The following is an 11,834-nucleotide window of genomic DNA, read 5'->3' on the forward strand; positions in this document are numbered from 1 at the left end:
CCATCATGCAGGACCGGCTCCACAAATTCCGGCTTCAGTTCATCGAGGAGACCCGCGAGCGGATCCAGACCATCAACAACCTCGCGATCACCCTCGAGAAGGACGCCTCCCGGCAGGACCTGGTGGAGCAGCTCAAGCGCGAGATGCACACCATCAAGGGCGGGAGCCGGATCCTGGGGCTCAAGTCCGTCGCCCAGCTGGCGCACTTCTTCGAGGACTTCTTCGTCCAGGTGATGTCGGGCGACCGCGCCCTGCCGACCCGGATCACCGACCGCCTCTTCCGCGCCCTCGACCTCATGGGGGAACTCCTGGACGCCGACGACGACGAGGCCCTCTTCCGCCGGGTGGAGGATTTTCTCCAGCGGTTCAAGGACGAGGACCTCGCCGAGCCGCCCCCGCCGGGGTCCGTCTCCCCGCAGGACCGGGTGAAGCAGCTGCTCAAGGACAAGCTCCGGAGCCGCTTCCAGGGCGCGCAGGCGCCGGGGGAGGGGCCGGCCCCGCCCGCCCCCGCGGCTCCCGACGACTCCCCCCTGCCGGAGCCGCCCTCCCCGCCCCCGGCCGCGGGGGAACTTCCCGGGCCGCCCCCCGCGAAGGCCGGCCGGCCGCCCCTCCCCCCGGAGGACCGGAGGCAGGGCTTCTCCAAGAGCTTCCGCATCGACAGCAACCTCATCGACACCATCTCCGACGGCGCCCTGCAGCTCAAGGTGATGACCTCCTTCTTCAATGTCTTCCAGTCGGAGTACGCCGGGCTGGTCCAGTCGGTCCGGCGCCTCCAGGACGACCTGGCCTCCACCCTCCCCGCCATCGCGGACACGTCCGTGCGAAACCGCGTGGAATCCGTCCAGATCCTGCTCCGGGACCTGGCGAGAACGTCCCAGGAGAAGAAGAAGCTCATCAACAACCGCCTGGTCACCTACCAGAACTACTTCGACACCCTTTTCCGGAACATCGAGGACCTCAAGCTGATCCCCCTCGCCACCCTCTTCGCCGTCTTCCCCCGCTTCGTCCGGGACTACGCCGTCCGGAACGACAAGGAGATCGACTTCGAGCACCAGGGCGGGTCCACCCGGCTGGACAAGCGCATCGCCGAGGCCGTCAACGAGAGCCTCATCCACTTGCTCCGGAACGCCGTCGACCACGGGATCGAGACCCCCGACGAGCGCGAGCGGGCAGGGAAACCGCGCTCGGGCCGCATCACGCTCTCGGCGTCCACCCAGGGGGACCGGGTCGTCATCACCGTCACCGACGACGGTTACGGGTTCGACCCCGCGAAAATCCGGGAATCGGCGCTGAAGAAGCGGCTGATCACCGAGGAGGAGGCGGCCCGGATGAGCCCCGACGAGGTCACCCAGCTGGTTTTCCGCCCGGGGTTTTCCACCGCCCCCATCATCACCGACACCTCCGGCCGGGGGGTCGGGATGGACGTGGTCCAGCACGCCGTCAACAACTTCCACGGCTCCATCCGCATCGAAACGGAGCCCGGGGCGGGGGCGTCGGTCCGGATGATCCTCCCCATCAGCATCTCCACCACCCGGATCCTCCACGTCCGGGACCGGGACGAGGTCCTGGCGATCCCCGCGGACGCCATCCGGAAAGTCCGGCGGGTCCACCTGTCGGACCTGACCCGGCGGGGGGAGATCTTCTTCCTACTGGACAAGGGCGAGTGCCTCCCCACGGCCACCGTGTCCTCCATCCTCGGCTCCGACGGCGAGCTCCCGGCCTCCGGGCGCGACGCGAAGATCCTCCTCACGCTCCAGGCCGACAAGGACCGCTACGGCCTGCTGGTCGACCAGACCCTGCACGAGGAGAACGCCATCGTGCACCGGAAGGACCCCTTCATCCGGAACACCCCCTACATCGCCGGGGTCTCCGTCAGCATCTTCGGCGAGCCGTTCCTGGTTTTCGACATCTACGCCCTGGCGAGGTACTTCCAGGCGCCCCGGAAGACGGCGACGACCCGGCCCGCGGGCACCCGGGCGAAGAGCGTCCAGAAGGTGATCCTGCTCGTCGAAGATTCCGTAGTGACACGGGAGATGGAAAAAGTTATCATTGAATCGGCGGGATATCGCGTGGTGGAAGCCGTCAACGGGGCCGAGGGCCTCGAAAAACTGGGCACGCAGCCGGTGGACTGCATCGTCACCGACGTGGAGATGCCCGTGATGGACGGTTTCACCATGACCGGGCAGATCCGGGGCATACCCGCCCACCGGGATATCCCCATCATCATCGTCACCACCCGGGAGAACCGGGAGGACAAGATCCGGGGAATCCAGGTGGGGGCCAACGCCTACATCACGAAGAAGGATTTCGACCAGATGAAGCTCCTGGAGACGATCCAGAGACTGGTCTGACCGCGGCGGCCCGCGGGTTGTAAAGGGGAGGGACCGAAATGAACCCGAACAAGATCCGCGTATTCCTGGTGGACGATTCACCCACCGTCCGGATGATCCTCAAGGACCTTCTCGGGGCCTGCCCCGACATCGAGATCGCCGGGGAGGCCTCCAACGGGCTCGACGCCGTGGAGCGCGTCGGGCTCTTCAACCCCGACATCGTGGTGATGGACGTCCAGATGCCGGTCCTGAACGGCTTCGAGGCCACCGAGCAGATCATGGCCCACTCCCCGAAACCGATCCTCATCCTCTCGTCCATCGTCAACCGGACGGAGGTGTTCACCTCCATGCGGGCCATCGAACTGGGCGCGCTGGACGTGATGGAGAAGCCCGAGTTCGCCGACGAGAAGAAGGTGGAGGAATTCGCCGCGAAGCTCCTCGAGAAGATCCGGATCCTCTCGCGGATCCAGGTGATCACCCACATCCGGGGCCGCCACGCCGCCCGCGGCAAGGAAGCGGAGCGGGTCGAGCCCTCCCCGCCGGTGAAGCCGGAGATCCCCGTTTTCCCCGCGGGCCCCATCGACATCGTGGCCATCGGCGCATCGACCGGGGGGCCGCTGGCGCTGAAGATCCTCCTGAGCGGGCTGTCGCCGTCCTTCGACACCCCCATCGTCATCGTGCAGCACATCACCAACGGGTTCATGGACGGGATGGCGGGCTGGCTCCACAGCGAGTGCAAGCGGAGGATCATCGTGGCCGGCGACCGGCAGTCCCTGGAGCGGGGGTGCGTCTACTTCGTGCCCAACGGCGCCCAGCCCTCCTTCGCGGCGCGCGGCATCCTGGTGCTGGACCGGGCCATGAACGCCCGCGGCGGCTTCAAGCCTTCCGCCGACGTGCTCTTCGAAAGCGTGGCGGCCTACTACGGGCCCCGCTCCCTGGGCATCCTCCTCACCGGGATGGGGGAGGACGGCGCCCGGGGCCTGCTGAAACTCCGGACGGAGAAGGGGATGACCGTCGCCCAGGACCGCTTTTCATCCATCGTCTACGGGATGCCCCGCGCGGCGGCCGAACTGGGGGCGGCCGTGCACATCCTCCCCATCCACCAGGTGGCCGAGTTCATGAACAACCTGAACCGCAAGAACAACCCATGAGCACCATCCGCGTCCTTCTGGCCGAAGATTCGCCCACCGTCCTCGCCTACTTCCAGGCGTTCCTGGAGGGGGAGGGCTTCGCGGTGACGACCGCCTCGGACGGATTGGACGCCATCGGCAAGGTGTACCAGTCCATCCCGGACGTCGTCGTTTCGGACGTCGAGATGCCGGTGATGAACGGTTACCACCTCTGCCGCTTCCTCAAGAGTGAGGACGAGACCCGGGGGATTCCGTTCATCCTGCTCACCGCGCTCACCGAGGGGGTTTACGAGTACTGGGGCCTGGAGATCGGCGCCGACCGCTACCTCCGCAAGGAATCCAGCCTGGAGGCCCTCGCGGCCACCATCCGCGAACTGGCCGCCGCTCCGGCCTTCGACCGCGAGGCCGTGCGGAAGGTCGGCGAGAAGTACGTCACGTCCTTCCACATCCTCGACCGGCTGAACCGGATGCTGGACAAGGAACTGCGCCGGGTGACCCTGACGGGCAAGTTCACGTCCCTCGCCTTCCGGAACAGTTCCCTGGCCGACCTCGCCCACGAACTGGTGGACACCCTCGTCCGGATCGTCCACGTCGAGTCGCTGGCCGCCGTGATCCTCAACACCGAGGAGATCCGCTCGTTCATCCACGCTCCCCAGGCGATCTCGGAGCAGCACGCCTCCGACTTCTCCTCCTTCTGCCTGGACTTCCTGGAGGAGAAGTCCACCATCAACCTGGGGCAGGCCCGCCTGGAGCCGGATTGCTTCGCCTCCATCGAGCCCGTGGACGGCCCCTTCCGGGCCGGCGACGTCGTGTCCTTCTTCCGCCGGCTGTCGGACGACTCCCAGATGGCGCTCTTCATCCTCCCGCCCCGGGAGGCCCCCGTCCAGCGCGAGTCCCTGGAACTCCTCGAGTCCCTCATGGACCACATCTCCATCGCCATGGGGCACACCTTCATGCAGGAGAAGATCCGGAGCCTCTCCGTCATCGACAGCCTCACCCACCTGTACAACCGCGGGCACTTCATGTCGCTGCTCACGGCCGAGTACCGGCGGACCATCCGTCACAACCTGAACCTGTCGGTCATCTTCATGGACATCGACAATTTCAAGTCCGTCAACGACACCTTCGGCCACCTCTGCGGGGACCGGGTCCTGAAGGCCCTGGCCGAGACCATCGTCTCCACCATCCGGACCTCCGATGTGGCCGGGCGCTACGGCGGCGAGGAGTTCGTGGTCTACCTTCCCGAGACCAACCTCGACAACGCCTACATGACCGCCGAGCGGCTGCGCCGGACCTGGGAGGGCCGGGTCATCCCCATCAGCAAGACCCAGGCCACCCGGAGCACCATGAGCCTCGGCGTGGCCTCGGTGTCGGAAATCGACCCCGGCAAGGGCGTGGAGGGGATGCTGGAGCTGTCCGACCAGAAGCTGTACAAGGCCAAGCAGTCCGGGAAGAACCGCGTGGTTCGGTAGCCGGTCGCCGAGGCCTCCCCCATGGGTGCTTTCTCTCACGCCTACCTCAAGGAGATCGCCGGTTTCCTCGAAAGCCGCTGCGGGCTGGTCTTCACGGACACCGAACTGCCGTCCCTCGCCCGGAAGCTGGAAGAACGCCTCCTGGCGCTCCAGTGCGGCTCCGCGGCGCAGTACCACAGCCTGATCACCTCGCCGGGCGAAGGCGCCGCGGAACTGAAGGAACTCGTCAACCGGGTCACCATCCACGAGACCTTCTTCTTCCGCATCCCCGCCCACCTCCGGGTCTTCGCCGAGGAGATGCTGCCCGCCCTCGCCGAGGCCCGGAGGGCCGAAAAGCGCCTCAGGGTCTGGTCCGCGGGGTGTTCCACCGGCGAGGAGGCCTACTCGCTCGCCATCCAGGCCCTCGATTCCCGGCTCTTCAACGACTGGGACGTCCGCATCGTCGGCACGGACATCAGCGAACAGGTGGTGCAGACCGCCCGCCGGGGCGTCTACCGGGGCCGGACCATCCAGACCGTCCCCGCCCACCTGCTGAAGGCATTCTTCGACAACCGCCCGGACGGGTACTCCGTGGGCGAGGCGCCCCGGGCCCTCTGCGAGTTCCAGGTTCACAACCTGGTCACCGACCTCCCCCCCCTGCCCCGCTTCGACGTGGTCTTCTTCCGGAACGTGATGATCTACTTCCCGCCGGCCGTCACCCGGCGGATCATCGACACCCTCCACCGGCAGATCCCCGACGACGGTTACCTGGTGATCGGCCCCGCGGAAACCCTGTGGCAGCTCAGCGACCGCTTCGTGCCCCACTACCGGGGCGACTGTTTCATCTACCGGAAATCGGCCGCGGGGGACGCGACGGCGGCAACGCCGCGCCTGCCCGCCGCCCCGGCCCCGCCCGCGGCGGCCGCGGCCGCCCCCGCCGCCCCCCTGCCGAAACCCGGCCCCGCCCCGCGCCCGGCCGTGCCGGCCGAAGCGCGGAAGTCGTTCCTGAGCGCCTCGGAGCGGGACCGCCTCAAGATGGTGGAGGACTTTTTGAGCGCCGGGGGTTACCCCGAGGCGATGAACATCCTCGAGACCCTCCCGGAAGACCTGGACACGCTGTTCCTCCAGTGCGAGTGCCTGCTTTCCATGGGCCGCTACCCCCAGTTCCTGGACCGCAAGGACCGGCTGCTGGAGAGGGACCCGCTCCACGTCGAGATCCGATACCTGCACGCCCTGTACCTCTCCAACAAGGGTTCGGGCGACGCGGCGCGGGAGGAGATCCAGAAGGTGCTCTTCACCGACGAGTACCTCCTCCAGCCGCGGTACACCCTGATGCTGCTCCACGAGCGCTCGGGGCGGAAGGACCAGGCCCGGCAGGAGTGCCGGAACCTGGTGCGAATCGTCGAGTCGGGCCGGGGCAAGGACTTTCGGCACCGGATCCACGTCCGCAAGTTCGCGGAAGCGGAGATCCTGCGCCACTGCAAGGACCGCCTGGCCAGGGGATGACCCCGCCTATGGGCGCGAGTGGGAGGAAAAGATGAGAATCGACCTGGTCCCGTTGATGTCCCCGCTTCACACTCCTGACCGGCTCGGGGGCCAGGCGGCGTGGCTCCGCCGCGTGGAGGCGTCCGGCCGGTTCCGCTTCCGGGACCACCCGGCGGACGACGTTCCCCGGGGCCCGCTGGCCGTGGTCTGGGTCCGCACCGGGGGGACGGAGCGCCAGTTCGTCGAGCGGTTCCCCCTCCTGAAAGGCCCGGTCTTTCTCCTGGCCAACCCGGGCGAGAACAGCCTCGCGGCCGCGCTGGAGATCCTGGCCTGGGTCCGGTCCCGGGGCCGGGACGGCGAGATCCTGCACGGGGACCCGGTCGGCATCGGACGGCGGCTCGCCCTCCTCGGCCGCTGCGCCGCCGCCCGCAGCCGCCTGGGGCGGGAACGGCTCGGGGTGATCGGCGAGCCTTCCGACTGGCTCATCGCCAGCCGTGCCGACGCCCGCCTCGTGAAGGAGCGTTGGGGGGCGCGGATCCGGGACGTGAGCCTGGAGGAGCTGGTCCGCCACTGCCGCAGGGAAGGGCAAACCCCCTCCGGGGAAGGGGACGCGGCGTGGACGGACGGGGGGGACGGGACGGGCCCCACCCCGGGGACGCGGGCCCTGCGGGCCGCCCTCCTGTCGGTGGCCCGGGCGCACCGCCTGACGGGCCTCACCCTGCGCTGCTTCGACCTGCTGGGGACCCTTCGCGAGACCGGGTGCATCCCCCTCGCCCAGCTCAACGACGCGGGGTTCCCCGCCGCCTGTGAAGGGGACGTGCCTTCCCTGTTCACCATGGTTCTCGGCCGGCACCTCGGGGCCGGGGCCGCCTTCATGTGCAACCCGGCCGAGGCCGACCTCGCCGCGGGCGAGATGGTCCTCGCCCACTGCACCGTGCCGTTGTCCATGACCACCTCCCGAACGGTGGACACCCACTTCGAGTCCGGCCTGGGCGCGGCGATCCGCGGGACCCTCCCGCCGGGCCCCTGCACCCTCGTCCGCGCCGGCGGGCCGGCCCTCGACCGGTTCTGGGTCGCCCCGGGAGCGATCCTGGAGAACCTCCGCCGCCCGGACCTCTGCCGCACCCAGGTCCGGGTCCGCCTGGACAGCGGGCTGGCGGAGATGTTCGACGACCCCTTGGGCAACCACCGCGTCCTCTTTCTCGGCGACCACGCCGGGGCCTTCCGGGCCTTCCTCCGCTACTTCGCCCCGCCGGCCCGCTGACCCGGGCCCGGCCCCCATCGGCGGGCAGGGCCCATCACCGCGCCGGGCGGCGGCGCGACGGACCGGCCGTTGTCCCGGCGCCGGGGGCGGGGCCCGTCCCTCCCGCCCGGACGTTACCCGCGTGCCGGAGCGCTCCCGCCGCCGGAGCCGACGCCGCGCCGGCACGGGGAACCCGTCGCGGAATGGCTCGTAATAGCAATCCTGTGCTTTTTTTTCTTGTGTATTCCACCGAAGTCCGATAAATTTCGTTGTTTATTCTGCACTTGGAGGTAAGGTGATGAAAAGGATGTCCCTGCTGATTCTGATCGCGGCTGGCGGGCTGGTCGTGGCCGGGTTTGCCCAGGCCCCGGTGAAGCCGCAGGACAAGGCGCTGCCGGGAAGCCCGGCGGAAGCCGCCCGCAAGGCAACGGTGGTGGCCGAGGGCGGGGATTTCAAGGTGACCGTGGACGACATCGAGCGCTCCTTCACCAACATCCCGCCCCAGTTCCTCGAGCACTTCAACGACCCGGGCCGCAAGGAGAACTACATCCTGGAGTTCGTCAACAAGATCGTCTTCGCGAAGGAGGCCCAGGCCCGGGGCTACCTGAACCGGGAGCGGATCCGCCGCCAGATCGAGGACTACACCCGGACCATCCTCTACACGGAACTCTCGAAGGACGTCACGGACAACATCTTCATCTCGAACGAGGAAGTCCAGAAGTACTACGACGAGCACCGCATGTCGTACGCCATGCCCGAGCGGGTCAAGGCCCGGCACATCCTCGTGAAAACGGAAGCCGACGCAGCCGCCGTCCAGGCGGAACTCGACAAGTGGGCCGACTGGAACGAACTGGCCCGGAAGTACTCCCAGGACAAGGCGACCAGCAACAAGGGCGGTGACCTCGGGTTCATCCGCAAGGGCGACATGGACCTCGATTTCGAGAAGGCCGCCTTCGCCCTCGAGGCGGGGAAGACCGAGGGCCCCATCAAGACCCGTTCCGGGTTCGAGTTCGTTCGGGTGGAGATGAAAAAACCCACGGAGATCCTCCCCCTCGAGAGTGTCAAGAATTCCATCCTGAACCGCCTGACGGCCGAGAAGAAGGCGGAGATCCTGGCCAGGACCAAGGACGAACTCGCGAAGAAGTACGGGGTCGTCCTTTCCAAGGACAAGTTCGACAGCGTCCAGCCGACCGTCGGCAAGCCGGCAGGGTCTTCCGGGCCCGGCGCCCCGGCATCCCGGCCCCGGGAGAGACAGCCGCTCACCCAGCCCCAGTGACGGCGGCAGGTGACCGATGACGTCCCCGAGACCGGTTCTCCCCGCGGCACCCGGGCGGGACCGCCGCCGAACCCCTCCCTGGGCGCTGGTGACGATGGCGGTGCTGGGGGCCCTGGTCTGCAGCCCGGTCCCGGTCGTCCCGGCGCAGGCGGTCCTCTTTCCTGAAACCGGCATGGAGGGGGCCGTCTCTTTCTGGGAGGACATCTTCACCCGGTACGGGAAAAACCAGATCCTCATCCACGACGCGGAGACGGTGGACCTCGTCTGGGAGGTCCTCGACGTGTCGGGGGACTACGAAACGGACCCCGACGCCGCCCGGGAGCAGCGGCGGGTCGTCTCCGAAGCCCAGCGTCGCTGGGAGGAGACCCTTTCGGGCCTCGCCGGCCGCCTCCGGGAAAAGGCGCCCCTCGAGCCGGGGGAACAGGCCGTCGTCGAACTCGCCCGGAAGCGCCTCGGCCGGGCCCCCGAGCCCGGGGACTTCGCGGGTTTCGCGGGGCGGCTGCACACCCAGCGCGGCATCCGCGAACGCTTCACGCGCGGGTGGGTGCTGGCAGGGCGTTACCTCCCGCACATGGCCGAGGTGTTCGCGGAGGCGGGCGTGCCCCTCGACATCCTGGCGCTCCCCCTCTTCGAGTCCTCCTTCGTGCTCTCTTCCCGCTCCAGCAAGGGTGCGGTGGGCGTCTGGCAGTTCATCCGCTCCACGGGCCGGATCTACCTCGGCCAGGTGAACAAGCAGCTGGACTTCCGCCTCGACCCCATCCTGGCGACCCGCGGCGCCTCCCGCTACCTTCTCGACGCCCACCGCAGGCTGGGGAGCTGGCCGCTGGCGGTGATGTCCTACAACCACGGCGTCGGCGGGATCTCCCGGGCCCGGGACGAGTTCGGGACCGACCACGTCCGCATCATGAAACACTACGCGTCGAGGCTTTTCGGTTATGCGTCGCGGAACTATTACCCGGAATTCCTGGCGGCGCTCCGGATCCTGCGAAACCCCCAGCAGTACTTCCCGCCGGACGTGACCCCCCACCCGCCCTGGTTGTTCACCCGGGTGGAACTGACCGCGAAAACCCCCGTCAAGACCGTGCTGGATCGCTTCGACGTGGACCACGAGACCTTCCTGGCCTACAACCCCGCGGTCCTGTCGAAAAGCTTGAAGTTGTCCCTGCCGGCCGGTTACCCGGTCCGGCTCCCGCCCGACGCGGTCGGGGCGGCCCCCCCTGTGCGGCCGCCCTCCGACCTTCCGCTCCGGGCCGCCCCCCCGGCAACGGCCCCCGCCGCAAACGGGAGCCGGGCCACCGCGTCCCCGCCCCCGGCAGCGGGGCCCGGCGGGGCCCGACCCGTGCTCACCCTCGTGTCCCCGCCGCCCCCGGCGCACAGCGCCGCCCGCACCCCCGCGGAACCGGCCACCCCCTCGCCGGCCGAGCTTCGCCGGCCGGAACCGGGGGGGCCCGGGACAACCCGGTATCACATCGTGCAGCCGGGGGAAACGGTTTACCGGATCTCGAGGATCTACGGCGTGAAACCCGAGCAGATCCGCCGGTGGAACGCGCTCAAGGACTTCACGATCCAGCCCGGGCAGCGACTGGCGGTCTCGCCCGGCGCCGGCCGGCGATAGCGGGCCCCGCCCACCCCCGCCCGGCCGGGACCGGTCGAAGCGTCGCGCACTTCCCCGTCGGCCGGGTCACTTCAGAAGGTATACCGAGAGGTGGAGGTTGCCGTTACAGTTCTTCGGCTCCACCCGGATGGTGATGCTCTCGCCGTAAACGGCCGTCGAGAGGGCTTCCCCGTCGGTCCGCCCCGTGTCGATGGCGATGTCTTTCTTGTAGTAATCGAAATCCTTGTCCCCGTCCTTGGTGGACAGGGTCAGCTTGACCGCAGTGGCCACCACCTTGCTGGTCCGCTCGGAGCCCGTCATGAAGAGGACGATCCGGAAATCGCGGAAACCGAGGGTCGGCACCGTCCAGGACACGGGGTTCTTGTCGGTGACACGGACGTCCGACGCCAATTGGTAGAACAGCGTGTCGGGTGCGATCTTGAGGTCCCACTCCAGTTTCGCGGGGTAGGCGGGCTGAGTCCCTTTGGGGTTCGGAAGGTCCTCGGCGGCCGCCACGCCGACCGACAACGCCATCAGAAACACCATTCCGAAAAGCGCAAACAGCTTACGTCCGTTCATACATCCTCCTTCGCATTTCGCGGCTGGTCTTGTCGCTTCATTCTAGACCGGGGGTTCCGCCGCCGCAAGGGAAATCCGGGGCCGGCCGGGCGGTCAGGGGCGAAACCCCGCGGCCCCGCGGATAAGCCGGACCGTGTAGATGGCCGCCAGGAGCAGAGTGGCGCCCATCCCCGGCCAGACGCCCCACCAGGGGAGACGGCCGCCCGGCCCCGACGCCACCTGGATCACGGCGAGGACGGCGGTCAGCAGGATTGTCTCGATGGCAACCCCCACCGCGAACAGGAACTCCACCACCAAGTCGCGGTAGTCCGCCTGCCGCTCCGGCGGGAGCGCCAGGAACGCCTCCTTGTTGGGGATGTTGATCCAGCGGGGGTGCCGGAAGCTCCAGCGCGTCAACGCCGCAGCGGCGAAGAACAGGGCCGCGGTGGCCCAGGGGAGCATGAAGAAGAGGACGGCGACCTCCCACCCCCTCCCCGCCCAGCGGTCCGGCCGGCCCGCCAGGTCGAAGTGGACGGGCACCCTGGACGGGAGACCGTGCCAGGCCACGATCCCGACGATCCCCGTCACCGACGGGATGACCAGGTTGAGGGCGACCAGGGCGCGGCGAACCCAGGTTCTTCTTTCGTTCTCCATCATCTCCTCCACGGACGTTCCAATCTTGAGGGGTTCGCAAAAAGTCGGAAAACGAGCGGGAAAGTGTCTGTAAGGCCTTTGTTTGAGCCATCACCCGGAGGGTGATGGTACTT

Annotated in this window: 9 protein-coding genes; 7 read left to right on the top strand and 2 right to left on the bottom strand. The window is 68.3% G+C overall.

The window, feature by feature from the left end:
* The first annotated feature begins 5 nt into the window (after window positions 1–5).
* From KA419_08115 to KA419_08145, 7 genes are all read left to right on the top strand, one after another.
* Entirely contained in the window at window positions 6–2,351 is a 2,346-nt protein-coding gene (locus KA419_08115; GenBank protein ID MBP7865903.1) for a response regulator, read from the top strand.
* A 38-nt stretch (window positions 2,352–2,389) separates the two neighbouring features.
* A complete protein-coding gene (cheB, locus tag KA419_08120) occupies window positions 2,390–3,481 on the top strand; it encodes a chemotaxis-specific protein-glutamate methyltransferase CheB (protein MBP7865904.1) in 1,092 nt (363 codons plus the stop codon).
* A complete protein-coding gene (locus KA419_08125; protein MBP7865905.1) occupies window positions 3,478–4,932 on the top strand; it encodes a diguanylate cyclase in 1,455 nt (484 codons plus the stop codon). Before cheB ends, KA419_08125 begins: the two co-directional genes overlap by 4 nt.
* 21 nt (window positions 4,933–4,953) lie before the next feature.
* Complete coding sequence (locus KA419_08130; GenBank protein MBP7865906.1) at window positions 4,954–6,417, top strand: hypothetical protein; 1,464 nt, start codon at window positions 4,954–4,956, stop codon at window positions 6,415–6,417.
* 31 nt (window positions 6,418–6,448) lie between these two features.
* Window positions 6,449–7,660: a hypothetical protein gene (locus KA419_08135; GenBank protein MBP7865907.1), complete on the top strand. Its 1,212-nt coding sequence runs from the start codon at window positions 6,449–6,451 to the stop codon at window positions 7,658–7,660.
* 277 nt (window positions 7,661–7,937) lie between these two features.
* Complete coding sequence (locus tag KA419_08140; GenBank protein MBP7865908.1) at window positions 7,938–8,915, top strand: peptidyl-prolyl cis-trans isomerase; 978 nt, start codon at window positions 7,938–7,940, stop codon at window positions 8,913–8,915.
* A 16-nt stretch (window positions 8,916–8,931) separates the two neighbouring features.
* Window positions 8,932–10,530, top strand: a complete 1,599-nt coding sequence (locus KA419_08145; protein MBP7865909.1) for a transglycosylase SLT domain-containing protein — start codon at window positions 8,932–8,934, stop codon at window positions 10,528–10,530.
* A gap of 66 nt (window positions 10,531–10,596) precedes the next feature.
* Here the strand turns inward: KA419_08145 and KA419_08150 are convergent, their stop codons facing one another.
* Together KA419_08150 and KA419_08155 are read right to left on the bottom strand one after the other, a co-directional pair.
* The gene (locus tag KA419_08150; GenBank protein MBP7865910.1) at window positions 10,597–11,088 is read right to left on the bottom strand and encodes a hypothetical protein; all 492 of its coding nucleotides are present in this window, start codon (window positions 11,086–11,088) and stop codon (window positions 10,597–10,599) included.
* 93 nt (window positions 11,089–11,181) lie between these two features.
* Window positions 11,182–11,721, bottom strand: a complete 540-nt coding sequence (locus KA419_08155; protein MBP7865911.1) for a DUF1648 domain-containing protein — start codon at window positions 11,719–11,721, stop codon at window positions 11,182–11,184.
* Between the last annotated feature and the right edge of the window lie 113 nt (window positions 11,722–11,834).

It is taken from the genome of Acidobacteriota bacterium, from assembly GCA_018001935.1.
In the GTDB taxonomy this organism is placed as follows: Bacteria; Acidobacteriota; JAAYUB01; order JAAYUB01; family JAAYUB01; genus JAGNHB01.